25 protein-coding genes and 3 tRNA genes are annotated in these 26274 nt (G+C 63.2%); 8 read left to right on the top strand and 20 right to left on the bottom strand.

Annotated features, from left to right (window positions below; all coding sequences use genetic code 11):
* Window positions 1-32: 32 nt before the first annotated feature.
* The gene (locus tag LV476_RS05330) at window positions 33-488 is read left to right on the top strand and encodes a cytochrome c (RefSeq protein WP_250074153.1); all 456 of its coding nucleotides are present in this window, start codon (window positions 33-35) and stop codon (window positions 486-488) included.
* A 13-nt stretch (window positions 489-501) separates the two neighbouring features.
* Here LV476_RS05330 and norR read toward each other — a convergent pair whose 3' ends face one another.
* On the bottom strand, window positions 502-2076 hold the full coding sequence (gene norR / locus LV476_RS05325) for a nitric oxide reductase transcriptional regulator NorR (RefSeq protein ID WP_250074151.1): 1575 nt from the start codon (window positions 2074-2076) through the stop codon (window positions 502-504).
* Between the two features lie 205 nt (window positions 2077-2281).
* Here norR and hmpA point away from each other — a divergent pair, with 205 nt between their 5' ends.
* Window positions 2282-3454, top strand: coding sequence for an NO-inducible flavohemoprotein (gene hmpA, locus LV476_RS05320; RefSeq protein WP_250074149.1), 1173 nt, complete (start codon window positions 2282-2284; stop codon window positions 3452-3454).
* A gap of 289 nt (window positions 3455-3743) precedes the next feature.
* Here the strand turns inward: hmpA and LV476_RS05315 are convergent, their stop codons facing one another.
* From LV476_RS05315 to LV476_RS05300, 4 genes are all read right to left on the bottom strand, one after another.
* On the bottom strand, window positions 3744-4352 hold the full coding sequence (locus tag LV476_RS05315; RefSeq protein ID WP_250074147.1) for an HD domain-containing protein: 609 nt from the start codon (window positions 4350-4352) through the stop codon (window positions 3744-3746).
* Window positions 4353-4448: 96 nt separating this feature from the next.
* Window positions 4449-4525 (bottom strand) — tRNA-Pro (locus tag LV476_RS05310).
* An 87-nt stretch (window positions 4526-4612) separates the two neighbouring features.
* Window positions 4613-6235, bottom strand: coding sequence for a bifunctional diguanylate cyclase/phosphodiesterase (locus LV476_RS05305; RefSeq protein WP_250074145.1), 1623 nt, complete (start codon window positions 6233-6235; stop codon window positions 4613-4615).
* Between the two features lie 140 nt (window positions 6236-6375).
* Window positions 6376-8556, bottom strand: coding sequence for a response regulator (locus LV476_RS05300; protein ID WP_250074143.1), 2181 nt, complete (start codon window positions 8554-8556; stop codon window positions 6376-6378).
* Window positions 8557-8715: 159 nt separating this feature from the next.
* Here LV476_RS05300 and cysM point away from each other — a divergent pair, with 159 nt between their 5' ends.
* The 4 genes from cysM to LV476_RS05280 all read left to right on the top strand — a co-directional run bounded on the left by cysM (window position 8716) and on the right by LV476_RS05280 (window position 11543).
* A complete protein-coding gene (gene cysM, locus LV476_RS05295) occupies window positions 8716-9618 on the top strand; it encodes a cysteine synthase CysM (protein WP_250074141.1) in 903 nt (300 codons plus the stop codon).
* A gap of 94 nt (window positions 9619-9712) precedes the next feature.
* Window positions 9713-11083: a 23S rRNA (uracil(1939)-C(5))-methyltransferase RlmD gene (gene rlmD / locus LV476_RS05290; protein WP_250074139.1), complete on the top strand. Its 1371-nt coding sequence runs from the start codon at window positions 9713-9715 to the stop codon at window positions 11081-11083.
* A gap of 240 nt (window positions 11084-11323) precedes the next feature.
* Window positions 11324-11414 (top strand) — tRNA-Ser (locus tag LV476_RS05285).
* Window positions 11415-11452: 38 nt separating this feature from the next.
* Window positions 11453-11543 (top strand) — tRNA-Ser (locus LV476_RS05280).
* A 132-nt stretch (window positions 11544-11675) separates the two neighbouring features.
* On the opposite strand, the gene LV476_RS05275 is transcribed toward LV476_RS05280, so the two are convergent.
* From LV476_RS05275 to LV476_RS05215, 13 genes are all read right to left on the bottom strand, one after another.
* Complete coding sequence (locus tag LV476_RS05275; RefSeq protein WP_250074137.1) at window positions 11676-11894, bottom strand: hypothetical protein; 219 nt, start codon at window positions 11892-11894, stop codon at window positions 11676-11678.
* 279 nt (window positions 11895-12173) lie between these two features.
* Window positions 12174-14333, bottom strand: coding sequence for a hypothetical protein (locus LV476_RS05270; RefSeq protein ID WP_250074135.1), 2160 nt, complete (start codon window positions 14331-14333; stop codon window positions 12174-12176).
* 208 nt (window positions 14334-14541) lie between these two features.
* On the bottom strand, window positions 14542-15879 hold the full coding sequence (locus LV476_RS05265; RefSeq protein ID WP_250074133.1) for a phage major capsid protein: 1338 nt from the start codon (window positions 15877-15879) through the stop codon (window positions 14542-14544).
* A gap of 228 nt (window positions 15880-16107) precedes the next feature.
* Window positions 16108-16491, bottom strand: coding sequence for a P27 family phage terminase small subunit (locus tag LV476_RS05260; RefSeq protein ID WP_250074131.1), 384 nt, complete (start codon window positions 16489-16491; stop codon window positions 16108-16110).
* A gap of 92 nt (window positions 16492-16583) precedes the next feature.
* Window positions 16584-16907 carry an HNH endonuclease gene (locus LV476_RS05255; RefSeq protein WP_250074129.1) on the bottom strand — a complete coding sequence of 108 codons (324 nt, stop codon included), beginning with the start codon at window positions 16905-16907 and terminating at the stop codon, window positions 16584-16586.
* 14 nt (window positions 16908-16921) lie between these two features.
* A complete protein-coding gene (locus LV476_RS05250; RefSeq protein WP_250074127.1) occupies window positions 16922-17128 on the bottom strand; it encodes a hypothetical protein in 207 nt (68 codons plus the stop codon).
* A complete protein-coding gene (locus LV476_RS05245; protein WP_250074125.1) occupies window positions 17125-18375 on the bottom strand; it encodes an AAA family ATPase in 1251 nt (416 codons plus the stop codon). Before LV476_RS05245 ends, LV476_RS05250 begins: the two co-directional genes overlap by 4 nt.
* Window positions 18372-18881 (bottom strand): hypothetical protein, encoded by a 510-nt coding sequence (locus tag LV476_RS05240; RefSeq protein ID WP_250074123.1) that lies wholly within the window; start codon window positions 18879-18881, stop codon window positions 18372-18374. The genes LV476_RS05245 and LV476_RS05240 overlap by 4 nt, the downstream gene beginning before the upstream one ends.
* A gap of 4 nt (window positions 18882-18885) precedes the next feature.
* Window positions 18886-19101 carry a helix-turn-helix transcriptional regulator gene (locus LV476_RS05235; RefSeq protein WP_250074121.1) on the bottom strand — a complete coding sequence of 72 codons (216 nt, stop codon included), beginning with the start codon at window positions 19099-19101 and terminating at the stop codon, window positions 18886-18888.
* A 104-nt stretch (window positions 19102-19205) separates the two neighbouring features.
* The gene (locus LV476_RS05230) at window positions 19206-19793 is read right to left on the bottom strand and encodes a hypothetical protein (RefSeq protein ID WP_250074119.1); all 588 of its coding nucleotides are present in this window, start codon (window positions 19791-19793) and stop codon (window positions 19206-19208) included.
* On the bottom strand, window positions 19790-21007 hold the full coding sequence (locus LV476_RS05225; RefSeq protein ID WP_250074117.1) for a tyrosine-type recombinase/integrase: 1218 nt from the start codon (window positions 21005-21007) through the stop codon (window positions 19790-19792). Before LV476_RS05225 ends, LV476_RS05230 begins: the two co-directional genes overlap by 4 nt.
* 222 nt (window positions 21008-21229) lie before the next feature.
* Window positions 21230-22321, bottom strand: a complete 1092-nt coding sequence (locus LV476_RS05220; protein ID WP_250074115.1) for a sensor domain-containing diguanylate cyclase — start codon at window positions 22319-22321, stop codon at window positions 21230-21232.
* The gene (locus tag LV476_RS05215; protein WP_250074113.1) at window positions 22318-22614 is read right to left on the bottom strand and encodes a hypothetical protein; all 297 of its coding nucleotides are present in this window, start codon (window positions 22612-22614) and stop codon (window positions 22318-22320) included. Before LV476_RS05215 ends, LV476_RS05220 begins: the two co-directional genes overlap by 4 nt.
* Before the next feature lie 354 nt (window positions 22615-22968).
* Between LV476_RS05215 and LV476_RS05210 the strand changes: the two genes are divergently transcribed.
* The gene (locus tag LV476_RS05210) at window positions 22969-23274 is read left to right on the top strand and encodes a hypothetical protein (protein WP_250074111.1); all 306 of its coding nucleotides are present in this window, start codon (window positions 22969-22971) and stop codon (window positions 23272-23274) included.
* Between the two features lie 94 nt (window positions 23275-23368).
* Here LV476_RS05210 and LV476_RS05205 read toward each other — a convergent pair whose 3' ends face one another.
* Together LV476_RS05205 and LV476_RS05200 are read right to left on the bottom strand one after the other, a co-directional pair.
* The gene (locus tag LV476_RS05205; protein WP_250074109.1) at window positions 23369-24190 is read right to left on the bottom strand and encodes a mechanosensitive ion channel family protein; all 822 of its coding nucleotides are present in this window, start codon (window positions 24188-24190) and stop codon (window positions 23369-23371) included.
* Between the two features lie 176 nt (window positions 24191-24366).
* Window positions 24367-24978 carry an OmpA family protein gene (locus tag LV476_RS05200; RefSeq protein ID WP_250074107.1) on the bottom strand — a complete coding sequence of 204 codons (612 nt, stop codon included), beginning with the start codon at window positions 24976-24978 and terminating at the stop codon, window positions 24367-24369.
* 243 nt (window positions 24979-25221) lie between these two features.
* Here LV476_RS05200 and mtnA point away from each other — a divergent pair, with 243 nt between their 5' ends.
* Complete coding sequence (gene mtnA, locus LV476_RS05195) at window positions 25222-26259, top strand: S-methyl-5-thioribose-1-phosphate isomerase (RefSeq protein WP_250074105.1); 1038 nt, start codon at window positions 25222-25224, stop codon at window positions 26257-26259.
* The last annotated feature ends 15 nt before the right edge of the window (window positions 26260-26274 follow it).

The following is a 26274-nucleotide window of genomic DNA, read 5'->3' as shown; positions in this document are numbered from 1 at the left end:
CCGGTCGTTGTTCCAACAGGAGGGAATACATCATGAACATATCGAACCGCATCGGGGCGTGGGTAGCGATCCTGGCGCTTGCCGGTGCAGGAGCAGCCGGCGGGGCGTTGGCTGATGAGGGCGCCGCCCCGCACGAGTTCCACGAGATCATGGAAGACCTGGGTGACCAAATGGTGGGTATTACCGAGGGCATTACCCATGAGGACTGGATTCGCGTGGCGGAACACGCCGAGGCGATTGCGAATCACCCGCGGCCGCCCATGAGCGAACGTGTCCGCATCATGGCGTTTGCTGGCACGGAGGTGGCGCAATTCAAGAAGTACGACAAAGAGGTGCACGAAGCGGCGTCCAGCCTGGCGGACACGGCGGCCGGCGGTGATGGCTCGGCGGTCATCTCCGCGTTCGGTCGTCTGCAGAACGGTTGTCTCGATTGCCACGCCGCGTTCCGGTCGGCCTACCGGGAGCATTTCCACTCCGCCAAGGATTAGCCGGTCTCGTCGGCTATTTGTTTGTTCCCGGTGTCTTGATCCCGAGCCGTACCGCCATGCGATGCAGGTTGCCGGGGTCCATCTCGAGGCGACGGGCGGTGGCTGCCCAGTTGCCGTCCTCGGCGGCCAATGCCCGACGGATCATGTCTCGTTGGAACAGGGCGGTCGCTTCCCGCAGGCTTCCGTGTGGCGCGAGTGATTCGAGCTTTTCCTGACTGGATGGGGTCTCGTCCTGTCGGGGTGTGTCCTGTCGAGCCAAATCAAGATGTTCGCTTCGTATCGGGACGATCCCCTTACGTCGTTCATCTGGTGAACGAAACTCGGCGTCACCCAGCGCCCGCAGCGAGGCGCGGGCAATGACATGTTCGAGTTCTCGGATGTTTCCGGGCCAATCGGATTGCAGCAGGAGTCGCTCGGCGTCCCTTTCCAGCCTGAGATTGGCCACCCCGAGTCGCACGCGGTTCTCCTCCAGGAAATGTCCGGCAAGGAGGGGGATGTCTTCGATGCGCTTGCGAAGCGGAGGAACGTCCAGGGGAAACACGCCCAGTCGGTGATAGAGATCCTCGCGAAAACGCCCGGCCGTCACCTCGGTAGTGAGGTCACGGTTGGTGACCGCCACCACGCGGACGTCGACAGGCTGGGAGCGCTCGTGACCCAGCGGCTGGATTTCGCCCTCCTGCAGGGCCCTGAGTAGCTTGGGTTGAAGCGAGAGGGGCAATTCACCGATCTCGTCGAGCATCAGGGTTCCCCCGTCGGCCATGGCGAAGTGCCCCCGGTGATCGCTGACTGCGCCCGAGAACGCGCCGCGACGATGGCCGAACAGGGCGCTTTCGATGAGGTTCTCCGGCAAGGCGGCGCAATTGACGTGAACCAGCGGGCCCTTGCGCCGTCGTGATCGCTCGTGGAGCGTGCGAACGACGTGTTCCTTCCCCACGCCGGTCTCGCCGGTGAGCAGGACATTCATCTCCGTCGGCGCAACCAGGTCGATGGCCTTCATCAGATCGCGCATCACCGGACTGGCCCATTGGTTCAGCAGCGGCTGGCGATGGTTGTCGTCCAGCACCTCGCTCAGCAATGAGCGCGTGGCGTTCAGACGTCTGGCGAGACGAAGACAGGTCGCCAGGAGTTCCGCTGCTGCCCGAAGCTCGCTCTCGTTGATCTGGTCAAGATCGCCCGGACGCAATGCATCCAACGTCAGGATGCCCGTCAGCTCGCCCTTGTCTCGCAGGGCGACACCGACGCAGTCGTGAACGTGCGTCAGCGCCTCGTCGAGCAGCCCGTCGAACGGGTCCGGGAGATCGGTATCCGGTGGGAAGCGGCAGACGGACGGGTGCGCGGCGATGGCGGCCAGGCGAGGGGTGTCGGCCAGGGCGAACTCGCGTCCCCTGACTTCGTCGTCCAGGCCCAGGACGGCAACCGGGCGGAGGACGTTGCCATCCATCACCAGCAAGGAGCTCGCATCGGCAGGGTAGTTGCCCACCAGGGCCCGGAGTACGGCCTGCCAATACTGGCTTAGCGTCTCGTCGTCATTTCCCTCGGCCAGTTGGGTGAGCAATTCACGTAACGCATGCAGAAATTCGGTCATCATGGGCTGTGCTTATAACAACGATGTTGTTTTATTAACAGCAACAAGCTTTGTCTTAACGACATTGTCGCTCCTGACACTCGGGCGTGATTTCCTCACCAAAGAGCACCATGGCGGCCATCCCCGAGACGAATGGTCGTCCGTAAGGCGCCGGCATGGCACTTGCTCGATCAGTGGGCCGTTATCCATCCCCACCGAGAAACCGAGCATGATGACAAAAGACCAGGAACACCTCATCGAGACGACGGCACCTCTCGTTGCGGAACACATCGAGGCGATCACCCAGCGGTTCTACCCCCTGATGTTCGATCGTTATCCTGACGTCAAACCCCTGTTCAACGAGACGAACCAGAAGAGCGGTCAGCAGCCGCGCGCCCTGGCAGCGGCCGTCGTGACATATGTCCAGATGCGGGGTAACCCCGAGATGGTTCGCGACAAGATGGCCGTGGCGGTGAGCAAGCATGTCTCGCTCGGGATTCGTGCCGACCAGTACCCGATCGTCGGGGAGTGCCTGATCGCCGCCGTCGCCGACGTGCTGGGCGATGCAGTCACGCCCGAGATCGCCGAAGCCTGGACGGCCCTTTACTGGGAGCTCGCCGAACTATTGATCGAGATGGAAGACGCGCGCTACGCCGCGTTTGAATCCTTGCCGGGCGGCTGGCGCGGAACGCGTCGCTTCCGGATCGCCTCGATGCAGCAGGAAAGCGCGGTGATCCGCTCCTTTCTGCTTGAGCCCGAGGATGGTGGCGCAGTCGCGGACTTCGAGCCCGGTCAGTTCATCGGTGTGCGCCTGACCATCGACGGTGAACCCTTGTATCGGCATTACAGCCTGTCTGATACGCCCAATGGGCGCACCTATCGCATTTCCGTGAAGCGCGATCCGGAAGGTCGCGCCAGCCGACACCTCCACGATGCGATGAAGGTGGGCGATACGCTGGATCTGCTGCCTCCGTCCGGGGATCTCACCCTGGAGCAAGGACAGGAGCCGTTGCTGTTGGTCAGCGGTGGCGTGGGCCAGACCCCGATGCTACCGCTTGCACGGCAGGCATTGGCGCAAGGGCGTCGGGTCGTCTATCTGCATGCCGCCCTCGATGCCGATCATCATGCGTTCGGCGAAGAGATTGCCGCGCTACGACAGGAACATCCCGAACAGATGCACGCAGTCACGATCTACGAACACGGAGAGGGTGCCGATCATGCCGGCCTCATCGACCGTGACCTGTTGGCCCGCTACCTTCCCGACCATCAAGCGCGCTGCTATTTCGTTGGCCCGCCGCCGTTCATGACCGTGGTGGACGACGCGCTGGAGACGTTGGGTGTGCCGGAGAACCGGCGCCACTACGAGTATTTCGGTCCGTCACAGCCACTCAAGGCTGCATGATCGGCTAATTGTGTGCCTGTGCGACATGTCGCGTGGTAAGTAGCGAGTGGCTTGAGCCGTCCCGGACCCGTCCGGGACGGCTTTTTCGTGTCGGCGTCATCGGTTTTCGGATGCGGGGGGCAGGCGTGGCTCACGCAACCACTGTCGCGAATCAGGTCGATCGAGAACGAGCGGTTGATGGCGCGCTTCTGCCCGCGGAGGCGAGTGGTGATGCCGAGAGGCCCGTAGTCAGGAGGTGACCGCGCCCCGTTTGTGCATCCCATAAGGCACGTTGTTGGGGCGTTCCACCTTATACCGTGCAGTCGGGGCCCGAGGCCCCGGCTGCGTCGTTCTCCTCGAGATTGCGGATGAGCTCTTGGATGCAGTCCTGAACCCGTTGCCTCAGCCTCGGATGCCCTCGATCAAGACGATTGATCAGTGAGGCCTTCTGAGGAAGGTATACATGCTTGGCGAAGTCGGGGTCGTGCTGGGCGATCGACCTGACGTTCAGAAACACGTCGGCGTATTTGATCGTCTGCGACCGTGAATCGGCCCGGACGACGTGGGCGTGATCGATTGCCTTGCGACTTGCGCGGTCACCATCCGTCGGCTGCGAGGGATTGGTCAGTGAGAGCACCATGCGTACGACCGAGGCGGGGAAGCGAGATGCCAGGTCTGATGCCGTCACCTCGGTGTCCTCGACCACATCGTGGAGCAAGGCGGCGGCCAGCACGAGAGGATCGCGCTCGTATTCCGAGGCCACGTGCGCGACAGCGACAGGATGCAGGACGAACGGTTCGCCGGTGTAACGCCGGACCTGTCCGTCATGAGCGGCGATGGCGACGTCAAGTGCCTCTCGCACCACGAGGGATGGGTGCGAAGCGAAATAGTCGATCGGCGAATTGGCGGTCTTGGTCATCGTGTCGGTTGCCCCGTATTGGGCCGTTCACGTGCGCCGGGGTGTGTCCAGACGCGACGAAGGGGTTGCCCCATCGGGACAACCCCTTCAAGTTTTTGGTCGGAGTGGAGGGATTTGAACCCCCGACCACCTGCACCCCATGCAGGTGCGCTACCAGGCTGCGCTACACTCCGAAACAGGGCGCGCAGGATAGCGCATTTTCCCCGGGGTAGGAAGGCCGCCGCGCCTTGTCGCCGCATGTATTCCCTTGCTCGTTCGGATCAGATCTCGTGGACGATGTGCCGGGCGTTCGCGTGCTCCGGGTGCACGATCTCCGGGTGGCCGAAGTGGAAGCCCTGGCCCCAGTCGATTCCCATGTCGCGCAGCAGGTCGGCCGTGTGCTGGTCGCCGATGAATTCTGCGACCGTGATCAGACCCATGTCGCTGGCCATTGCCTGGATGTGGCGGACGATCTTCTGTGCCCGCTGGCTTTGGCTCATGTTCTGTACCAGGGCGCCTTCGATCTTGAGGAAGGTGAAGGGCATGTCCAGCAGGTAGCGGTAGGAGGAATAGCCGCTGCCGAAGTCGTCCAGGGCCAGGCGCAGCCCGAAGTCGATCAGCGGCTTGAGCGCGCTGTAGGCGTCGGCCGTGTCGTCCAGTACCTCGCGCTCAGTCATTTCCAGCACCAGCGGCTTGACCTCCCGTTCGCCGCCCAAACCGGCACAGGCCTGACGCGCGTTGGTGATGATCTTTTCCATCAGCTCTGGGTGCTGGAGGAAATCGCCGGAGATATTGACGAAATGCGCCATCGGCTGGTGGGTGAGCGATGTGACGCAGTTGTGGATCGTCTGGTTGATGATCTCGAAATCGATCCGGTGCGCCATCTGCAGGCGCGAGGCCGCCTCGATGAACAGTCCGGCCGGAATCACCTCGCCTTCGGGGGTGATCATGCGGGCGAGGGTCTCGTCGGCCACGACCTCACCGGTCTTGAGGTCGACGATCGGCTGGGTGGCCGCGACGATGCGACCTTCGTGGATGGCCCGGTCGAGTGCGCCCCCGGTGGTGTAGACGGAGGGTTGCCGCAGGTGATCGGCGTCGACCACCCGGTCGCGGCCGGTGCGCTTGGCCTCGTAGACCGCGGCATTGACGGCGCTGAGCTGGTCCCGAGGCTGGATTCGGCTGGTCTCGCCGGGGCCGAGGGAGCCATGGCCGATGCTGACGGTGACAGTGCCCAGGTGCGGCGCGTCATCGTCGGGTGCAAAGTGGATGCCGGCAGCCGCCTTACGAATGTTCTCGGCGATCTGAGGTGTGCGTTCGGCCTGCCTCGGTGGGATCAGCAGCATGAATTCATGGCCGCTCCAGCGCGAGATCATCACGTCTTCGGGAACCATCAACTGCATGGCGCGGGCCAGGTCCCGGATCACGCGGTCGCCTACGTGGTAGCCGAGGTAGTCGTTGACGGTCTTGAGCCGGTCGATGTCGACCAGCAGCAGCCGGTGGCCGCCGTCACCCGTGGTCTGGATCTCGCGCACGCGCTCGAGCATCACGCTCCGGTCGGGGAGTCGGGTGAGCGAGTCGAGGCTGGCTGGGGCACACAGGCTTTCGAGGAGAACGACCAGTCGCTGGTACTCGTCGAGCGGCGTGACACCGAGCGTGACTTCCCGGTTGTCCATCAGGCCGCGCAGCGACATCGGCTCGCCGTCGATCAACGCGCTGATCAGCAAGTGGCTGTTGTTGAGGCTCAAGCGGCCCTCGAGCCGCTCGCGCAGGGTCTCGTCGCTCTCGGGCGGGAAGACCTCGTCGGCCCGTGGGCTGGCGCTGATCACGCGCCCGGAGGTGTTGCACAGGAAGACGATCATGCCTTGATCTGTTCCTCCATTCAGCACACTGCTGTCGAACTCCATGTTGTCCAACCTTTCCCTGGATGCGTTTGCCCAACCATGGGCGCTAGACCGACGTGCGGTTATGAATATAGGCCGATCCTAGCAATGAATCTCGTGAACCTGAATCCGGCTCCGTCGGCAACCGGCGTCATGAGGGCGGTTCACGACTCGCTGGTTCGACAGGCGGGGGCGGCGTTGATCTGATCGATCCGCTCGATCAGGGCGTCGATCAGGGGCTGTATTTCACTCGCTGATGCCGAGCGATCGAGGCTTTCCTCCAGCTTTCCGGCCAGCGTCTGCAAATCGGTTTCCTGGCAGCAGGCGGCCGCTCCACGCAGCTTGTGGGCCGCGTGACGCAATGCGTCGGGATCGTCGGGCTGTTGCGCCAGCAGGCGGCGATAGCCGGGCAGTTCGTCGCAGAGCAGACGCATGAGAAACGGGTCGCGACCCTTGTCGTCACGTGCGTTCGTCTTGGCCTGGGTGTCGGACTGCCCGTGCGTCTGCAGTGGGAAGAATTCGCCGATTGCGCTGAGCAGGTCGCCGGCGGTCACCGGCTTGGTCAGGACGCGCTCGATGCCGCTATGCAGCAGGTCCTGGTGCACGTTGCCCTGCCGGTTGGCGGTGATCGCGACGATCGGCGTTTCCAGGTGGCGCGGGCGTTTCTTGAGGATGCGCGCCACTCCGGCGCCGGTGATGTCCGGCATGTGCATGTCGGTGAAGACGATGTCGATGTCCTCGTGATCCGCCAGTGCCAGTGCCTGCTTGCCGTTGGTAGCCGAGAGCACGTGGAAGCCGAGTTCGCCCAAGGTCTGGCCCAGGTGTGCGAGGTAGACCGGGTCGTCGTCGATCACCAGGGCCGTGCGTCCGGCAAACGAGTACAGCTCGTGTCGCGAGGGTTTGGCCGTTCGCCGGGGCTCGATGCTGGGCTGGGTGGTAGCCGAGGCCGGGGGCGCCGATCGGGCCGGGGGCCTGGAGGGGCTGCGGCGCGGTCCCGGTGCCGGGGCGACAAGGACCCGTTCGAGCGAGGCGGACAGCGCCCTGGCCCGGATGAACAGCGGCAACGTGAAGTCGGCCCAGTGCAGCGGGGCACTCGGGCGACCGCGAATCGTCAGGTGGCTGGAAAGACCGATAACCCGGCCGGCAAGCGAGATCCACTGGTTGAACGCCGGGTCGTCCCGGTTCCGCTCCACCACCCGCTCGTCGAGGAACAACAGGTCGACCGGCTGCCCGAAGTCCGGCTCCAGCTGGAGGTCCGCTCCGAGCGCCGCGAGGTTGCCCTGCCACGCGCGCCGGTGCTGCTGTGAGGCACAGAGCACGCCACAAAGCTGGTCGGCCAGCCGGTCGCCGCTGTCGGCTTCGCCCAGGAGGATCGGGGCGCTGAAGGTGGCGGTGAAGCCGAATCGATCCGGCCCGGTGGTCACGACCTCCAGAGCCGAGTCGAGGTGCTTGGAGATGCAGCGGATGATCCAGATGTCGATCAGGTCGTCGACGAGCAGGCCTTCCAGCGACTCCGGCAGGCTCTGGTCGAGGCGTGCGGCCAGACGCTCGGCAGCAAGCGAGTCGGGTGCGGCCCGTTGACCGTCGACAGTGAGGCGGAACCGGCCGATGAGATCGCCGCCGTCATTCTCCTGCTCGTCCTCGAGCTCCAGGGTGACCGCCGGCTCGCGCAGGTGGGCGTTGCAGAGCACCTCGTTGAGCAACCGGTCGAGAAGGCGGCGGAGCATCTGCGGGTCGAAAACGATTTCCCGCGGCAGGTCCTGATAGCCGATGAACTGCAGAACCTGGCCGTCGCGCTGGGCGGTGGTCTGCCAGTCGGTTACCAGGTCTTCGCCGGTGGTGCGCAGGTTCACCCGGCTGTCGGTGCGGGTCATCCGACCGGCGGTGATCTCGTGGTAGTCGATGATGTTCTCGATCGAGATGCGCAGTCGGTGGCTGGCATGCCGCATCAGTTGCAGCGATCGCGCCGGTTCCGGCTCGCCGTCGGCGGTGGCGGGCGCGCAGCGGGACAGTCGGCGTTCCATGGTGGCCAGCTTGTCGACCGCCGAGCGGATGTGTCCCAGCGGCGTGACCCATTGCTGATTGACCAGTTCGAGTACTGATGCCGGCGAGAGGTGACTGCTCGGCGGTTCGGGGCTGCTGGCCGGCGTAGACGGCGCTGTCTCGTCCGCGCTTGGCCGTGGCTGTCGCCGGCGGCGGCTCATCCACCAGGCCATGCCGGCCAGCCAGGCCGCCGCCCACCCGGCGATGGAAGTGAGGAAGGCCGGGGACAGGATCGGGCGACCCGCGAGCAGGGCGTCGATGGCAAGCAGTATCGGCGGGGCGGCCAGCGCCGCAAGTGCCACCGCAACGACCGGAAGCCGGCCGGCGTGGCCCCCATGGTCGGCGGCCTGTTGTCTACGTGTCGAAGCGTTCACCGAGGCCCTTTGTGGCATACTCCGGGGGCGGGAGGATCCGCTTTTTCCGGATTATCTTCAGGTAAGTCAGAGCGAGCCAACAAGCGTATGTTAGGTCACCGTCTTGATCAATTGATCGGTAACACCCCGCTGGTGCGCATCCAGCGGCTCGACCCCGTTGGTGCCGAGCGCGGCAACGTGATTCTCGGCAAGCTCGAGGGCAACAACCCGGCCGGTTCGGTCAAGGATCGGGCGGCTCACTCGATGATTACGCGCGCGATCGAGCGAGGCGATCTCAAGCCGGGTGACCGTCTCGTGGAAGCCACCTCGGGCAATACCGGCATTGCGCTGGCCATGGTCGCAGCCACGCTGGGTCTGCGTCTGACGCTGATCATGCCCGAGCACATGTCGGTCGAGCGGCGCCAGTCGATGGCCGCCTACGGGGCGGAGCTCAAGCTGGTATCGCGGGAAGAGGGCATGGAGGGTGCGCGGGATCTCGCCGCGGCCATGGCCGCCCGAGGCGAAGGTGTGGTGCTCGATCAGTTCGCGAACCCGGACAACCCGCGTGCCCACTACCAGACGACGGGCCCGGAGATCTGGCAGGCGACCGAGGGGCGGGTGACGCACTTCGTCTCCGCGATGGGCACCACCGGCACGATCATGGGCACCTCGCACTACCTCAAGGAGCAGAACCCGGACGTGCAGATCGTCGGTGTGCAGCCGGGCGAGGGCGCGCAGATCCCGGGCATCCGCCGCTGGCCGAAGGAATACCTGCCGTCGATCTTCGAGCCCGCTCGCGTCGATCGAACGCTCGATATCTCGCAGGACGAGGCCGAGGACATGACCCGTCGGCTCGCCCGTGAAGAGGGCGTCCTTGCCGGCATTTCCTCGGGCGGGGCGATGGCCGCCGCCCTCAAAGTGTCCGCCGAGGTGGAAAATGCCGTGATCGTCACCATCATCTGCGATCGCGGTGATCGCTACCTGTCCACCGGGGTATTCCCGGCCGGCTGATCACCGTTCGTTCATTGCACCCGATACGGCCCTGCAGCGTGCCGCGCTGTGGGGTCGTTTGCCGTTTGAACACGCTATTCATCGCCCGGAAATCATGGCCCGAAAAACGCACAGCAATAAGCGCATCAAGAAAAAGAAGGCGCTCCCGCGGGGCGAGTTTCCCGCGCACGTCGAATCACTGACCCTCGAGGGACGTGGCGTGGCCCACGTCGGTGGCAAGGCCACCTTCATCGGCCGGGCGTTGCCGGGTGAGGACGTGCGTTTCGTCTATCGCGACCAGCGTCGTCATTTCGACCTCGGCGATGCCGTGGCCGTCGAGCGGGCCAGCCCCGAGCGGATCGAGCCGGGTTGCCCGCATTTCCATCTCTGTGGTGGCTGCGCCATGCAGCATCTGGATCCCGAGGCGCAGGTGGCCCACAAGCAGCAAGCGCTGCTCGACCAGCTTTCGCGCATCGGTCGGATCGAGCCCGAGCAGCTGCTCGAACCGCTGACAGGCCCGATCTGGGGCTACCGGCGCATGGCCCGTCTTGGGGTGCGCTACGTGCGCAAGAAAGGCCGCGTGCTGGTCGGTTTCCGCGAGCCGGGCAGTCCGATGATCGCCGATATCGATACCTGCCCGGTACTCGACCCGCGGGTGGGTGAGAAACTGCCGGCGATATCGGAAATGATTGCCGGCCTGAAGGCATGTCGCGACATTCCTCAGATCGAGGTTGGCTGCGGCGATGAACACTGCGCGCTGGCGTTCCGTCACATGGTGCCGCTGGACGCGGCCGACCGCGCGCGCCTGGATGCGTTTGCCGACGAACACGGCTTCGCCATCTTCCTGCAACCCGGTGGGCCCGAAACACTGGTGCCGCTGGTGGAGGGTGAACGCGATGTCTACCCGAGCTACCGTCTCGACGACTTCGACGTCGAGATCCGCTTCTCGCCACTGGACTTCGCCCAGGTCAACGCCGAGATCAATCGGCGCATGGTGCGCCAGGCGCTCGACTGGCTCGAGGTGGGTCCGGGTGATCGCGTGCTCGATCTGTTTGCCGGGCTGGGCAACTTCAGCCTGCCGCTGGCGCGCCGCGCCGGCCCGGCAGGCCAGGTAACGGCGGTGGAAGTCGACGAGGCCATGGTGGCCCGCGGGGCGGAGTGGGCCGCCTCCAACGGCATCGACAACACTCGTCATGTGGTGGGAAACCTGTTCGAGCCGGACGCCGCGCTTGGCTGGATGCGTGAATCGTACGACCGCGTCCTGCTTGATCCACCGCGCGCCGGCGCCGAGGCGATGATGCCGGTCATCGCGCGCATGAAGCCGCGTCGGGTGGTCTACGTCTCCTGCCACCCGGGATCGCTGGCCCGTGATGTTGGCCACCTGGTGCACGAGCACGGCTGGCGGCTGGTGGCCGCCGGTGTGATGGACATGTTCCCGCACACGGCTCATATCGAGTCGATGGTTGTCCTCGAACCGGGACGCTGAGTCGGCCGGCGACGAGCCGCACAAGGAGTAGCAACGTCGGGCGGGTCACGAGGAACGTGCGCCGGAGCGGTTCATGGGTCAGGGCCTTTCGGCCGGGTTCTTCGGTGGGTTCGGGGCGGGATTTGGCGGGCACTGGCGTATCGAAGCCGGTTCGGAGCCTACGGGCCATTGTCACGAGCCGGTGGTTTGGTTAGAATCCGCACCCTTCCCGAGTCACGGGTTCCCCGCTGACCGGAAAACGGAGAGATGTCCGAGCGGTCGAAGGAGCACGCCTGGAAAGCGTGTGTACGGTAACCCCGTACCGAGGGTTCGAATCCCTCTCTCTCCGCCAGTTTCATGTCGACATGGTTCACCATGTCGTCCCCGTTTGGAGAGGTGCCGGAGCGGTCGAACGGGGCGGTCTCGAAAACCGTTGACCCCCTCGCGGGGTCCCAGGGTTCGAATCCCTGCCTCTCCGCCAATTTCTGATTTAAGCCGTTGTTTTGCAACGGCTTTTTTCATGCCCGAAATTGGCTACCTACCTTCGTACATACCTTGTCGTGGCACAAAAAAGCCCGGCGCAATGGCCGGGCCTGGTCCGCGTTTGCTGCGGCTACTGGCTCGACTTCTCCATCTCGCGCACCTTGTCGAGCATCGCGTAATACTCTTCGGCTGCCTTCTCTGCCAGCTGCTCGATCCCGCTCAGGGATGACATCAGGGCATCGGTGCGGCTGGTCTCGAGGATGGCCTCGTCATTGATGGTGGTCAGCAGGCTTCGCACCTCGTGCAGGCGTTGCTCGAGGTTGTGGCCGTGGTCCATGTAGCTGCTCATGATTCGATCTCCATAGGTTCAGTGAGGATCCCGCCGTGGCGGGTGGCCGGGACTCAACTCGGTCCTATGGAACCGTGCCGGTATTTCCCCGAAGGGTGTTTTATTTCCGACTATCGTCCCGGCCCTAGAAACAACAACGCCCGCACAAGGGGCGGGCGGTCGCGTGCTGTATCGGGCACGTCCCGCCATAGGTTTAAGTAAGGCCAGTATCAGCAGTAAAGGGCTGGATTTCAACTCGCACCCCGCTCTCCCCCCAATGGGGGATGAAGCAGATCTGCGTCATCGGTTTCGCCGTTGCGCCCGCATGATCGAATCGCCGACCCTGGCCGCGATCCGTTCCTCGGCCGCTCGCATGCCCCTGGCGTCCGGTGTCGTGATGCTGAAGTGATTGACCACGTTCATACCCTGACCGCTGTTCTGCGCCGAGCGAACCGTGCCGCTCGAGTCAGGGACGAACAGCTCCGGACCATGCTCGCCGACCATGTAAGGCGTGCCGGCGCTGACCGGGCCACCGATGGCGCGACCGCCGCCGAAGATGGAAGAGAAGTTGGCGAAGCCATTGCCTGTGTTTATCTCGCCGGTCACCACCTGCGCCCCGGACGACGCCCAGCTAGTCCCGCCGCCGCTGCCGAAAATTCCCCCCGCAAGATTGCCGACGAGACCCTCAAGCCACGAGCCGCCAGAACTGGCGTTACCCTTGCCCAGGTAGTCGAGAAGCTGCGACGCCATCAAGTCGGAAACCATCTTGTCGATGGTCCGCTTGAAGCCATCTGCCATGTTGTCGAAGTCGCCCTGCATGACGTCGAAGAAGAACGTCGACATGCTGTCCTGCATGTTGCGAGCGGCCTGTTCCCAGAACACGGACATCGAATCGGCCGAATCCTCTGACGCTGCCTCCAGCTTGCGGAGATCCTCGGCAAAGCCATTCATCAGGGCTTCATTGCTCTTCTTGCGAGTGGCCTCTGCCCATTGATTGATGCTGAGTCGTCCCCTGACGAACAGCTCGTCGAGTTCCTCTAGCTCGCGCTTGAGAACGCGCATCGGGTCGAGGCCGTCGAGAACGGCCTTTGCTGCGTCATCCAGCGCTTCGCCATAGATCCGCGCATCCTCGGCGGCACGTTCCATTTTTTCGCGTTGCTTCTCGACAGCCTTCTGGTGGGCCTCGATAGCCTCCGCGTGGCGAACGGACGCGAGTGCACCCTTGATCTCGGATTCGGTCGCTCCGGCTTGCTCCAACCTGTAACGGGCAATCTCGACTGCACTCATGCCAGCGGTTGCACCCATCTCCTTGTAACGGTCGATTAGTCGTGCAATCTGCTTGGCCTGTTCCTTGGTGCGGCTCATCGTGTCGGCACTGCCAGAGGCAATCGCGGCGAGCGGGGACGACGGCAGTCCCTGCATCGCCTTACGCTGCTGCGCAATCCGCCTTTCCGCTTCGCGTAGTGAGTCGAGCGCCTTTGTCTGCATGTCGATCGCTTCCTGCACACCGCCGGCGCGCTTGATAAGCGCCGCGTCTGCGTCAGACAGCAGCATCTTGCTGATGGGCGTTGGGTCATTCTGTACGTCATGCAGGCGCTTGATCTGCTCGCGTAGCCGCTCGGTGGCGTCGGCCGATCCATGGACGATCTTTGCCGCACCCTCGCCGAGGGATTCGGAAAAGCTCGCGAACTTGTCGGCGGCCCACATTGCGCCCTCGGCTACGTCGCCAAGCGCCTCGGCCAGTCGGGTGATCTGTTCGGCGTTCTCTGCCACACGATTGGTGAAATCCGCGCTTATCTGGCTGCGAATGTTCTTCAGCTGCTCATTGGCCTTGGATGCCTTGTCCGCTAGATCGTCGTCGAGCGCCCGACCGGTGTCGACAGCCTCTTGCATGAATCTGCGCATGGCCCTGGCGTTGTCGTCGAGCAGGGGCAGCAGTAGGGACGCATCGTTGCCCAGCGATTCCATGATCTGGATCTTCTCGGCCTGGGTGCCGACGTTATCCAGTTGGTCGGCGATGGCGAGCAATTGCTTGTCGGGTGACAGTTTGACCAGCTGCTCGGCAGACAGCCCGAGGGCGTCTAGTGCGTCCACGGCCTCGCCGCCCCCTGTGGCGTAGGCGTCCCCGATCTTCTCGCTGGTGTCCTTCAGGATGTCCCGCAGCTTCTCGGCTGGCACCTGTACCTTGTCCGCCGCGTACTGCATGGACGTGAGGGCTTCGGTGGTCGTGCCGAGTGCCTTGGCGTAGTCGTGGGCGGCGTCTGCGGCCTCGAGGGAGCGCGTGACCAGGCTGGCCGCGCCGACCGAGCCGGCAATCGCGAACAGGCCCTGTGCGGCGCGTCGTGCCTTGGCGATGCCGCGGTCGAATCGTTTGAGGCGTCGATCGACCTTCTCGATACCTCGGGAAAACTTGGCCGTATTGGTGGCAATGTCCACCGTCAGGCTTGCGAGTGTTGCCATGTCAGTGCCTCGATGTTGGGTAGGCTTGGATCTGAGCCCAAGCCTTGAATGGGTGCTGGCCGCGCACGTGGGGTGCGCTCACACGCCCGGAGGTTGTGCCGCCAGCTGTCGGGGTTTTTGCATTTCTGCGGGCACTCGCCGACCAATCCCGGCACGTTTAGAGGTGGTGAAACCGCCTCAGGGAGTGCCAGGCCCTTGCCTAGGCCGATTAGGCCGGAGTGATGCCCTCGATGACCGAGAACGCGCCAGGCTGAGCGACCGCCACGTCGGCTCGAAGATCCGCGAGGAACCCGTATTGCAGGTTGTTCGCGAACGCTTCCTGCAAGACTCGGATTCGCAGCTGGGTACGAATGCCGATCAGTAGCTGGCTGAAGTCGCCGACGATCAACGGCGAGGCATCGGTCGAAGTGCCCTGGGTGTCGTCGATCGGCACTGAGGTCGACGTGAGCATGGGCACTTCAGACACTGCCGGCGGCGGGTTGAGCGGTTGGCCGGTCGAGTCGGTCAGGCCGGCTACCTGTCGCCAGGTGCGCGGTGCCATGACCATGGCGCTCGGCTCGTTTGCGTTGGCCGCTTTCAGGTCGTGCAGCGCGTCGAGCATGGGGGAGTAATCCGTGATGGCGGCACCATCCGTGCCCATGCTTACCTGGCCGATGTTCGGGTTGTTCACCAGGCCAAGCGGCTCCGGTGCGCTACCGCTACCGAACAGGGCGACTCGGTCGAGTTCTACCGCCATGCTGCCGGCGAAAGCGTTAAGGAGCGCGTCCTCGAGGTTCACCGAATCTTGCAGCAGCTCCTGAGGCACCTTGACCAGGCAGGCGAGGGATCGCGCTTGGAACTGGACCGCCTCAAAGCTCGGGTCGCTCTCGGCGACCGCCGCATTCTCGAGACGCCAGGAAGCGGTCGGATCGCTTGCCAGCCGGGCAATGGTGGTTTTCTCGGTTTCGAGCGGAATGGAAAGCGCGCCGGCCCTGCTAGTCACCAGCTTGGATCGCATGCGGTCGATAAGCCGGCTCATGACGTGCTGCGGCACGGTCACGCCGCCTGCGCTGTCTGTGCCTTCACTCAGGGCGTTGCGCACGTCCATCGAACTGGACTGCCCGACCATGCCGCGAACGAATTCACCGAAGCCGAACTTGCCCGCGTGCGTGGCGGAATGGTTGCCTACTTGGATGCTCGCGAACTTCTCGGAGTGATCCATGGGGCGGACATTGCTGGTTGCCGTGCCCCAGTCGCTGCCATCGTCATTAACGGCTGCAACCTCAGATTGCATGTCGATCTCGTAGTCGAGGGCAGCGATGTAGTCGCCAACGGCATGCATGGCATCGGTGATCGAGTCGGAACGCTCGAAGTCCTTCTTGTCCAGTGACTTGCTCGCCTCATCTCTAAGGGCGTTTAGACCACGGCGAAGCTCAGCCTTTTTCTGGATCAGTTCTTTCCGGTCGGTAGTAGCCGGGTCGCTGGTGTCGTTCAGCAGGTTGGAAAGGGACTGGTCGCCAAGCTTGGACAGCTCGGTGACTGCGTTCATCTTGCGAGCCGGGTCCATGTGGCGGGCTCGTGCTAGGGGGGTCTCGAAAGACATAGCGGTTTCCTCTTGGTCTCTCGGCTGCCGGGTGCCGAATGCAAAACGGGCACACCCCGGCCAGCCGCGTATTCACGTCAGCTTGCGAAGGTGTGCCCGTCTCGTGGAGACCGACCACTTGCAATGCGCTGGAGCAGGCCCGTGGGGCTCCGCTCGAGGCATACTGTAATTATATACACCATTCGCGTCATGTCAAAGCTGCTCCCACGGGTCATCGGTGGCCTGTTCCTCTTTCGGCTTGATCCGCGACCGATCTGCCGGTGTCATGCCGAAGCGGCCTAGCAGGGAGTCGAGGCGAGCGATCCGGCTTGCGTTCATCTCCGCAGGCGATCGGCGTAGCTCGTCGAGCAGGCAGGAGGCAATCTCCACTGCAATGCGGTCTGAGTTGGTCAGGACGCCGGGGGCAGCGTTGCCTGAGATTTCATCCCACGCTTCTTTCTGGCTGTTCGTGAGGTGGTCTGGTGCTGCGCCAAGATCCTCGGCCGGCACAGGCTCTTGAGCGCGCTCTTTCGCTCGTTTTGGGTCGAGCCTGCCCTGTAGCTTGAGCAGCTTGGTCGGCTTCTTGTGTCGTCCCATGGTTTGGTGCTCCGAATTCAAATTTCTCTGTTGGGAAAAAACGGTGTGTGGCCCGGATCGCGCTAGGTGCGGTCTGAAGAACGACGGCGCCCCTATGCCTTGGCGTTGCCGAATCCACCGTCCTGCCGAGCTGTCTTGCGCGAGTGGCATGAGGCGCACAGTGCCGCGAAGTTGTCGGGGCTGTTGTTGTGCGAGTTCCCGTCGACGTGGTCGACCACCTTGGCCGGCGTGACTAGGCCTGACTTCTCGCACTCCTGGCAGAGCGGGTGCTCCCGCAGGAAGGCCGCACGGATCTTCCGCCACCTTCTGCTGTTGGTCCTCATCCCGCGATCCAGTTGCCGCTGTCGGTCGCTGCGGAGTCCGTGACGCTTGGCCGATACCTTGGCCGGGCTGTGTTGCTTGGGTGCGCGTGGCATCTGTCTGTCTCCTGTCACTGGCTGGCGAGTGTCACCAGGTACTCGCGGAAAGGCGGGCAGCCTTCACAGTCCTGGATCGTGTCGGCTATCTCCTGGTCGGTGCTGCCGTACCGTCGACGGCAGTACCTGGCGATGAGTGCCTTTTCCTCTGGTATCAGCTCACGCGGTGCCTCCGTTTCGGCCTTCGTGCCGGCCCGGTCGGCTTCTGCCATGCGACTCATTGGACACCTCCGGCTGACTCATGCCCCGGACGGGACAGACGGACACCCCCAAAGGGGTGTGTCCTGTCCGTCCCGGTCCGGTCATGCGGGACATGTCCGGGACGTGTCCCGTTATGTCCTGCTGTCTTGGAGCGTGCCGCGATCTCTCCAACCTCTGCCCATCGGGACTCGTTTGGAGTCAGTTGATAGACGTACTCGCTCGGTTGGATGATCGCGCCGCCATCGGCCAGGGCGGCCCTCATGCGATTGAATGCCTTGTTCTTGGTGTCGCGGCTGTCGCCGGTGTGCTTCGCGTAGAACGCATGCCGCCATGCCTCAAGACGGACGGTCATGAACTCGTCCATTGCCTCAGCGAACGTCACGACACCGAGACGCTGTGTCGGGGTCATTGGGCGTGGCGCTGCTGCGGGCTTCTCTGTCGGCAATAGAACGCCGGTGACGGCAGGAAAACCCTCGTCGTCGACAATGTCCGGGAGGGTGATCTGCTCGAACTCGAGTCCCAACTCGTCGGGCTCACGGTCGTCCTTCATCTTGGTGCAGGTCAGGAGCGCCGGGGCATCCTTTTCACGGCTCATACAGAACTCCGTGTCGATAGCGCCCTTGAGCCTCGTATGCCCACGTCCACTCTTTGGGTCTGCCTTGCTCGAGTGGTGGACAACCAGAACCGTCGCCGAGTACTCGTGGCGAAGGTGCTCGCATGCGTCGACGAATGCACCCATATCGACGCTCCCGTTTTCGTCTCCGCCGCCGAATGCCCGAGACAGGGTGTCGATCACAAACAATCCAGGTTTATCTGTCATTTGGTCGACTTGGCCTAGCACCTCCCACAAGTGGCCGCCCTCGATCATCGGGACAGCTTTGTCGGACACAAGCATCTGGTCGCCGCCAATCTCGACCTTGTGGTGGCGCTGCCACGCGACCAGGCGCTTTTTGATGCCGTTCGGGCCTTCGCCGTTGATGTAGACGACCGGGGCACGGTGGACCTTTTGACCGTTCCACGGGGTGCCGGTGGCAACGCAAGCAGCCCAGTCGATCGCCTGAAAGCTCTTGTAGACAGCTGGCGGACCGAACAGCACACCAAAGGCCTCTTGGGGTAGGTAGTGCCGGACAAGCCATTGGGTCGGCTTGGCGTTGGCGATCAGCTCAGTGACCGGCACCAGGCGAGGCGGCCGGCGCGTGATAGTGGTATTCCCCGCTTTCTCGGCCTGGTCCGCAATCGCCGCCGCTTGCTCCTCTGCATTGCTCATACTCGAAAGCCTCCCGCCTTGAGCGTTGCCTTGATCCGTCCCTCTGCGTCAGTCAGTGCTCGCATGTCGTCATCGTCGATCCAGCCATCGCGCCGGATCTGTGCGGCGCACAAGGCGACGACGATCACGTCGACGGCGAGCGCCTGCAGGGCTTGCCAGGCGGAAAAGCGCGGGCCTTTATGTGGCGACTTCTGGCGGGCGTAGCGCATGTGCTCGGGGATTAGGTCGACCGGGTCGATGCCGAGCGCGTCGCGCACCTCGAAGAATGAGCAGCCGGCGCGGCAGTGCATGAGGATGTCGCCGTCCTCGCGCTCACTGACCAACAGGCTCGGGCGCTTGTCGTTGTGGGCAGGGCACCGGCATACCGCAGCGCGGGTCATGCCGGGGGCCGGCTTGGCCGGCTTCCCCTCGACCAGCGAGGTGATGAGGTCGAACGGCGGCATGCTATGCTCAAGGTTGTCACTGCCTTGTAGCCCCTGCCGTTTGGTGGGGGTTTGCTTTTTCATGGGCTCACACCTCCTCGGCAGCAGTCCGGGAGGCGCGCTCAGCGAGCCACTTGTCGATAACGTCAGCCGGCCAGATTTTCAGTCCGGGGCTGATCTCGACTCGCGGTGGGAGGTCGCCGCGCTTTTCCATGTTGTGGATGGTTTGGCGCGTGCAGTGAAGGGCTGTGGCAAGGGTGCTTTGCCGATAGCCGAGGGGCTTGATTTGCTGTTTATTCGCCATGTTTGGCTCCTGTCTGCGCTATTGGACATTGCGTCAATGACAGGGCCGCATGCTCCGCTCTTGGCGATTTCGCTAGGAGGTCAACCCGACCAGAAAGATCGGCGTCAGATTGACCCTAAAAACTCGTTGAATGTGTTCTTAGAGAGCGGGGGCTCGCCCCGGATGGTGCAAAGCTCGAGATAGAACTTGCGGAAGTTGGTGTCTTCACCTTTCGGCGCGGGCCTACCAAATACCTTCCGATACTCGGTTGCCAGCATGGCGACTAAATGCTTTTCCTTGCGCCGATCCTCTCCCCCCGTGTTTTTTAGGGCGGAAACCCGGCCCGATGCCTCGATCAGTTGGTCGAGGTCATGTGTCCATGCCTCATGCACTCGGCTGCGGTGGTTCCTGGTGACAGCCACTAACTCGGCCTCGAGCATGTCCATGAATTCAGGGGGCGCGTTGCCCAATGCACGAGCGAGCACGCTGGCTGCCTTCTCTATCTCGACCGCTCGGGTGCGCATTTCCTCGGCGTCAACCGGAGCATCAAGGGACTTCCAGAGTTCGACAATATGCTCGGCCAGATTGACGAACTCACGGGCATTTGAGTGTTGAGACTTGCGCTTCCAGACTGAAAGCAGCTGCTCTTTCTCGTCTTCTGTGAATGAAAACGGCTCGACCCAGCCGCCGGTGCCTCGCTGAATAGTCGTCATTCCAAGCCCTCCTTAGCTGGCTGGCAATAGTCGGCCCATTCCTGCATCAGCGCCCGGCGCTTCTCGAGCAGGTCGCCGCGTCTGTAGGCGGCTTCGGCCTTGTTCTTGATGGTGTGGGCGAGCGCCATCTCGACCACCTCGTGCGGGTAGTGGGTCGTTTCGGCTGCCCAGTCGCGGAAGGTCGAGCGGAAACCGTGAATGGTCACGTCGCGCCGATCCATGCGCTTTAGCAGGGCAAGCATGGCGTTCTCGCTCATGGCGCGGCCGGTAGTCGACGGGAATACGATCTCGGGATGATCGCCCCGGACGCTCTCGAGGATCTCGACGGCGCGGTCGGATAGCGGGATCTTGTGCTCGCGCCGTTGGTTCTTGCGTCCCTTCATGCGCTCGGCGGGGATCGTCCAGACGCGGGCCTCTAGGTCGATCTCGTCCCAAGTCGCGCCGCGTACCATCGTTGTGCGTGCGGCCGTGAGGATGACGAACTCGGCGGCCTTGGCTGACATGCCGGCACGCCCGCGAAGGTCGCCCACGAAATCGGCCACCTGGTCATAGGGCAGGGCGGCGAAGTGCTGCTCGTTTTTCGCTGTGGTCGGGTCGGCCAGCAGCTCTTTAAGGTTTCCGCGCCACCGGGCCGGGTTGTCGCCCTCGCGATGCTTGGCCGCTGTAGCCCAGTCGAGGATCTTCTCGATCCGCCCGCGCACGCGGTTCATGGTCTCGGTTTTCTTGAGCCATTGGCCCTCGAGCACGCGCAGCACGTCGTCGGTGGTGATCTCGGAGACCGGCATGCTTCCCAGCTTCGGCAGGGCGTACTGGGTCAGTGTCGAGCGCCACTGTTTCGCGTGCTTGTCGTTGGACCACTGTGCCGACTTGGCCGCGAGGAAACGATCCATCGCCTTCTCGAAGGTCATGGCGCGGCTGGTGCGGGAGACAGTGGCGGCGTAGTTCTCTCGCCGCTTGCTCATGGGGTTGATGCCGCGTTTTACCTCGGCACGGAAGGCTGCGGCCTGTTCGCGTGCCTCAGCTAGCGGAAGCTCCTCGATCGACCCGAGGCCCATCCAGTGACGCTTGCCGTCGTGAGTGAACCGGAACAGCCAGGAGCGGTGTCCATGCTCGCGGTTCTGTAGGTAGAGCCCGCCGCCGTCATGGTGAACGCCCGGTGGTAGGCTTTTAGCTGTCACCTGTCGAGCGGTGAGTCGGTGGAGTGTCTTTGCCATTGCCGATTCCCTGCATACCGTCTACATACCTTCGAGTGTACGGTCGCATAACGACAATGCAAGTAAAAAGGCTCTAACCCTCTGTTTATATTGCCCCTGTTTTACCTGATTTTGCCGGGTTCTTCGGCCTGCCTCTCCGCCATATCACTGGTTCAACGAATTGGACCCACCGCGCCTGCCGGCTTGTGCCGCAGGCGTTTTTTTTTTGGCTTTGTCAGGGCGTCAGTTCGTTTCGGGAGCCGTGCTGCCTTCTACGCAGACGCGGTTCCGGCCGGATTGTTTGGCGCAATACAGCTCCCGGTCGGCTCGGGCGATCAGGGTTGAAAGGGATTCGCCCTGTCGGTGGGTGGCGACCCCGGCACTCAGCGTGACGCTCAGCACCGAATGACCGGCCCGTATTGCCGCGTTTTCCACTGTTTGCCGGATGCGCTCGGCACATTTCCGCCCTTCCGTGAGCCCTTCGCCCGGCAGGAATACAGCCATCTCCTCCCCACCGTAACGAACCGGGATGTCGCCGGCGCGGACCTCTTCGCGGATTATCGAGCCGACGTAGGCAAGTACCCGGTCGCCGGCGAGGTGGCCGTGATGGTCGTTGACCCGTTTGAAGTGATCGATGTCGAGCATGACCATCGTGAAGCCTTGGTCGGGATGCCTGTCGTGCATGGCGACGAGCGGTGGAATGGCTTCCTTCATGTACAGCCGGGTAAACAAGTCGGTCAGCGGGTCGCGCACTGCGGTGCGCAGCATCTGGGCACGGGTCATCTCCCGGAACACCAGCACCACTCCGATCAACGTGATGGCCAGGGCCGTTATGCCGCCCATCGCCGCGTAGGCCATGGCGAGCGGGGCCGAGCCGTGGGTGGACGTGAAGAAGGTAATCCGCCAGTCGGTACCCGATATCGGCGCCGTTGCGGTGCCGACGTGGTCGCTCAAACGCATGATGAGCGAATGATCGGCGCCTTCGTGACGGCTGCGGTAGGGGGCGGGCATGACGGAAGGCTGCGTCCCCGGGTAGCGGCGTTCCTGCCGGAGGCGATCCAGAGTCGCGGTCGATAGCGGGTGACGGCTTCGATGAAGCCATTCATCACGCGAGGCGGCGAAAATCACGCCGTATTCGTCCGAAAGGGCCCAGTCAACCCCATGCGTTTCGTCTTCACCCAGCTGGTGGAGCAGGTCGCCAATGGAGGACGAACGTATCTTTATTGCGATCACGCCGACGATCTGATCATCCTGGCGGATGGGGCCCGCGACGTAATAGCCGGTCTCGCGCGATGTGCTTCCCAGGGCCACATAGTGTGAGATTTGGCCGTTCATGGCGTTCTGGAAATAGGGACGGAACCCGTATTCTCGCCGACGAAATTCTCGTTGCTTGAGGCTGCTGTCGTGCCCGAGGGGCCGATCACGTAGACGGCGTCCAGTTCTAATCGACTGGCCAGGGTGCTCAGGAACGAGTTGGCGGACTCCGGCGAGGCAGAGGTAGGAATGTTTCGGACGCTGGGGAGCAGTTCGAGGGCGCGGGGCAGTAGGGTATAGCGGGAGAAGAAGGAGCTGACGGCGGGGTCCCATCGTTGCGCGAGATCGGTGGCTCGTTCATCGGCTTGCTGCATTACTGCGTTAGCGCCCCACAAGTAGCCACCTGCGGCGCCAAGTAGCGTCATGCTGAGGGTTGTAGCCAGCAGCCACCGATTTCCGACAGGACAGGTGGGGGTGTCAGCGCTCCGGCTCGTCAAGCGAGGAATCATTCGGACTCCCGACACGATTGTGTCCACCAGCATAGACGACGCAATGGTCTTTGTTTCTCATGGGTGGCGCCTCCGTGGTTTGCCACATCGTGGGGAGCCTGTCGAGCATATTCGGCAAAGCGGAACTTTTGCCTGCCGTCACTATCTGAGCTTATGCATGACAAGAATATGGTTATATTCTCATGCAAGTATGTAAGGTGACTGTACGAGAGGTACACCATGATCAAGACAAAGACCATTGCTCCTGCCCTGCTCGCTACCGCGGCCTTCCTGACTTCAGGTGTGGCCCTGGCTGACCACAACAGCCCGACGGGTGCCGGCACGGCCAACATGCCGAACGACATCCACAATACGCGCATCGATACACTGGATGACAGCGACAGCTTCGTTGCCTTTGTCCAGGGCGGTGGGGGCGCCGATTCCGTCAACCGATACCTTGACGACGATGATACGACCGTCTCTGCCGGTGGTGGCATGGGCCCCGGTGCCGGTGGCATGGGTGGCGGCTACGCCGGCGGTCGATAAGGCGCTTGTCACGTGACGGGACACGGTGTCCCGACACACATAAAAAAGCCCCGCTTCGGCGGGGCTTTTTCGTGCGTTCGGGGTTTCCCGTTCATCAGTTTTTCGACTTTTCCTCGTCGGTCGCGGCCGAGGTGATCACCATCTGTGGGAAAGGAATCGTGATGCCGTTGGCGTCGAACGTCTCCTTGATCTGCTGCTGCAGGTCGGACTTGACCAGCGGCATGTCGGCCGACCGGATCCAGGGGCGAATCAGCAGGTCGACGCTGGAGGCACCGAACTGGTTGACCAGGATTACCGGTGCCGGGTCCTTCAGGACGCGATCGTCCTTTTCGAAGACCTGCATGACCAGTTCCTTGGCCTTGGCGATGTCGTCGGCGTAGTCGATGCCCACGGCAAGATCCAGGCGACGGGTGTCGCGCACGCTGTAGTTGGTGATGGCCGCACTGTAGAGGTTGCCGTTGGGCACGATCATCTCGACGTTGTCCGGCGTGTTCATCCGGGTGTGGAAGATCCCGATCTCGTTGACTGTGCCCATCAGGCTGCCGGTGATGATGAAGTCACCGCTGCGGAACGGACGGAAGGTCAGGATCATAACGCCGGCGGCGAAGTTGCTCAGTGAGTCCTTGAGCGCCAGGCCGACGGCGATGCCGGCGCCTGCCACCAACGCGACCAGTGACGTGGTGTCCAGCCCGAGTTTCGACAGGGCGGCGATGGCGACGAACAGCAGGAACGCAGCCCGGGCGATCGCGACAACGAAGCCTACCAGCATGTTGTCCATGCCGGTCCGTTGCAGCAGCCGGGTCAGCGAGGGCGTGCCGATTTTGGCGAGGTAGTAGCCACCCACGGCGATGGCGATCGCCAAGAGAATCTTGATGATCCACGGCAGCACGTAAATAGAGAAAAAGCTCGCTTCCATGATGGGGCTCTCCTGATTTGTGACTTGCGATGGTCGTTTCGCGGGCAGGGAGTGAGTGTAGGCCGGTTATCCCGTTCGAGTCGGGTTTCTGTTTCCCATTCGGGGCAGCGTCCTACAAACAAAAAAACACCGCCCGAAGGCGGTGTTTATCGTATCCCCGCTCGTGGAGAAGGGGATTACTGGGCAGTGCCCTTGATGGTCACTTCTACGCGACGGTTCTTCTGACGGCCTTCGCGCGTCTCGTTGGTCGCGACCGGCTGGGACTCGCCCATGCCCTCGGTCTCGATCCGGTCGGCCGGGACGCCTTGCTCGATCAGGTATTCCTTGACCGAAGCGGCGCGGCGCTCGGAGAGGCCCTGGTTGTACTCGTCGGTGCCGATGCTGTCGGTGTGGCCGACGGCAGTGACTTCAGCGACCGAGTTGAGGTCACCCATGTCGCGTACCAGCGCGTCAAGCGTGTCCTTGCCTTCCGGACGGAGGAACGACTTGTCGAAGTCGAAGTAGGTGTCCGCCTCGAGGGTGACGGTCTTCATCTCCGGTGCCGGAGGCGGCTCAACCACCGGCTTCGGCGCCGGCTCGGCTTTCTGTACCAGTTCCGGGTTGCACTCCTCGATGGCCGTCTCGCTGTTCAGCGTGCCGTGGTTGTTGTACAGGCACGGGCCGTGGCCGGTCTTCACCGGGTCACCGTTGCTGTTAAACACGTACGGGGACTGACCCCCGGCAAAGGTCTGGCCAGAGAAGGCAAACGTGGCTGCGACGGAGGCAGCGATCACGGTCATTTTCTTCATCTGTGAAATCTCCTTGTTTCTTCTGAGGTCAGAGATGACTTTTATGGCTGTTGCTAGCGAAAGCCTGATTCAGGTCCGGCAACGGGTGAATCTGACCAAAATAGTAGTCGTCCATTCCGGCAAAGTGCAAAAATAGCGAAATTCAGATGGAATGTCGGGCGCAAAAACCGGTTTATCGAGCGTTCGATGACTGTGCCGGCCGTCTGATATCGGCATTTTCGATTAGTTTCACATCGGGGTTCTGTGTTGCTTAAGGCACTGATATTCAAGAAAAACGAGTTGTGGGTTCTCGATCAGCGGCTGCTGCCTCATCAGGAAGAGTGGCTGTGTTGTTCAGACGCAACGCGCGTAGCGAAAGTGATACGGGACATGGCGGTGCGTGGAGCGCCGGCCATCGGTGTGGCGGCAGCTTACGGCTACCTGCTCGGTGCCCACCGGGGGTGTGAGGAGGGCAGGGTGCTGACGCCCGAGGCGCTTCGCCCGGTCTACGACGAGCTTGCCGCGGCGCGCCCCACCGCGGTGAACCTCGTCTGGGCGCTCGATCGGATGGTGGCGTGTCTGGCCAATTGCGCCGGGCTGGATGCCGAATCAAGCCTGCAGCGGCTTGCCGACGAGGCGAGCGCCATCGAGTCGGAGGATGTCGAGTCGAATCTCGCAATGGGCCAGTACGGCTCGGCCCTGATCGAGCCGGGTCAGTGGGTCCTGACTCACTGCAACACGGGCGCGCTGGCCACTGCCGGTCAGGGGACGGCCCTCGGTGTGGTGCGAGATGCCTGGTCGGCAGGTCGACTTGAGGGCGTCTACGTTGACGAAACGCGGCCCTGGCTGCAGGGCGCTCGATTGACCGCCTGGGAGCTGGCGCAGGAGGGGATTCCCTACCGGCTGATCTGCGACAGCGCCGCGGCGAGCGTGCTGGCGAGCGGCCGCGTGGGCTGCGTGCTCGTCGGTGCCGACCGCATTGCGGCCAACGGTGATACCGCCAACAAGATCGGCACCTATTCGCTTGCCGTGCTGGCGCGCCACCACGGCGTCAAGTTCATGGTGGTCGCACCGCGCTCGACGATCGACCGGGACTGTGCCGACGGACGATCGATCGAGATCGAGCACCGTCCGGCGGACGAGGTGCGCAGCCTCGCCGGGCGTCCGGTGGCGCCGACTGACGCACCAGTCGAGAACCCCGCCTTCGACGTGACGCCGGCGGCGCTGATCGACGCGCTTGTCACCGAGGCCGGGGTGGTGCAGCGCCCCGACCGTGGCGGGATTGCGCGGCTGTTCGAATGAGCCGGGACGCTCCGC

Origin of the sequence: Guyparkeria hydrothermalis (genome assembly GCF_023555385.1) — a bacterium.
In the GTDB taxonomy this organism is placed as follows: Bacteria; Pseudomonadota; Gammaproteobacteria; order Halothiobacillales; family Halothiobacillaceae; genus Guyparkeria; species Guyparkeria hydrothermalis_A.
Note: the sequence above shows the minus strand (reverse complement) of the source record. Positions and strands in the feature narration are given on the sequence as shown.

Excerpts from the sequence above, each read along its gene's own strand:
- LV476_RS05245 (WP_250074125.1), bottom strand. The coding sequence starts at position 18,375 with ATGAGCAATGCAGAGGAGCAAGCGGCGGCGATTGCGGACCAGGCCGAG.
- rlmD (WP_250074139.1), top strand. The coding sequence starts at position 9,713 with ATGGCCCGAAAAACGCACAGCAATAAGCGCATCAAGAAAAAGAAGGCG.
- LV476_RS05260 (WP_250074131.1), bottom strand. The coding sequence starts at position 16,491 with ATGGGACGACACAAGAAGCCGACCAAGCTGCTCAAGCTACAGGGCAGG.
- LV476_RS05220 (WP_250074115.1), bottom strand. The coding sequence starts at position 22,321 with ATGAACGGCCAAATCTCACACTATGTGGCCCTGGGAAGCACATCGCGC.
- LV476_RS05265 (WP_250074133.1), bottom strand. The coding sequence starts at position 15,879 with ATGGACCCGGCTCGCAAGATGAACGCAGTCACCGAGCTGTCCAAGCTT.
- LV476_RS05235 (WP_250074121.1), bottom strand. The coding sequence starts at position 19,101 with ATGGCGAATAAACAGCAAATCAAGCCCCTCGGCTATCGGCAAAGCACC.
- LV476_RS05200 (WP_250074107.1), bottom strand. The coding sequence starts at position 24,978 with ATGAAGAAAATGACCGTGATCGCTGCCTCCGTCGCAGCCACGTTTGCC.
- LV476_RS05275 (WP_250074137.1), bottom strand. The coding sequence starts at position 11,894 with ATGAGCAGCTACATGGACCACGGCCACAACCTCGAGCAACGCCTGCAC.
- LV476_RS05225 (WP_250074117.1), bottom strand. The coding sequence starts at position 21,007 with ATGGCAAAGACACTCCACCGACTCACCGCTCGACAGGTGACAGCTAAA.
- norR (WP_250074151.1), bottom strand. The coding sequence starts at position 2,076 with ATGATGACCGAATTTCTGCATGCGTTACGTGAATTGCTCACCCAACTG.
- LV476_RS05205 (WP_250074109.1), bottom strand. The coding sequence starts at position 24,190 with ATGGAAGCGAGCTTTTTCTCTATTTACGTGCTGCCGTGGATCATCAAG.
- LV476_RS05230 (WP_250074119.1), bottom strand. The coding sequence starts at position 19,793 with ATGACGACTATTCAGCGAGGCACCGGCGGCTGGGTCGAGCCGTTTTCA.
- LV476_RS05255 (WP_250074129.1), bottom strand. The coding sequence starts at position 16,907 with ATGCCACGCGCACCCAAGCAACACAGCCCGGCCAAGGTATCGGCCAAG.
- LV476_RS05240 (WP_250074123.1), bottom strand. The coding sequence starts at position 18,881 with ATGAAAAAGCAAACCCCCACCAAACGGCAGGGGCTACAAGGCAGTGAC.
- hmpA (WP_250074149.1), top strand. The coding sequence starts at position 2,282 with ATGATGACAAAAGACCAGGAACACCTCATCGAGACGACGGCACCTCTC.
- cysM (WP_250074141.1), top strand. The coding sequence starts at position 8,716 with ATGTTAGGTCACCGTCTTGATCAATTGATCGGTAACACCCCGCTGGTG.
- LV476_RS05305 (WP_250074145.1), bottom strand. The coding sequence starts at position 6,235 with ATGGAGTTCGACAGCAGTGTGCTGAATGGAGGAACAGATCAAGGCATG.
- LV476_RS05315 (WP_250074147.1), bottom strand. The coding sequence starts at position 4,352 with ATGACCAAGACCGCCAATTCGCCGATCGACTATTTCGCTTCGCACCCA.
- LV476_RS05250 (WP_250074127.1), bottom strand. The coding sequence starts at position 17,128 with ATGAGTCGCATGGCAGAAGCCGACCGGGCCGGCACGAAGGCCGAAACG.
- LV476_RS05330 (WP_250074153.1), top strand. The coding sequence starts at position 33 with ATGAACATATCGAACCGCATCGGGGCGTGGGTAGCGATCCTGGCGCTT.
- LV476_RS05215 (WP_250074113.1), bottom strand. The coding sequence starts at position 22,614 with ATGCAGCAAGCCGATGAACGAGCCACCGATCTCGCGCAACGATGGGAC.
- LV476_RS05210 (WP_250074111.1), top strand. The coding sequence starts at position 22,969 with ATGATCAAGACAAAGACCATTGCTCCTGCCCTGCTCGCTACCGCGGCC.
- LV476_RS05270 (WP_250074135.1), bottom strand. The coding sequence starts at position 14,333 with ATGGCAACACTCGCAAGCCTGACGGTGGACATTGCCACCAATACGGCC.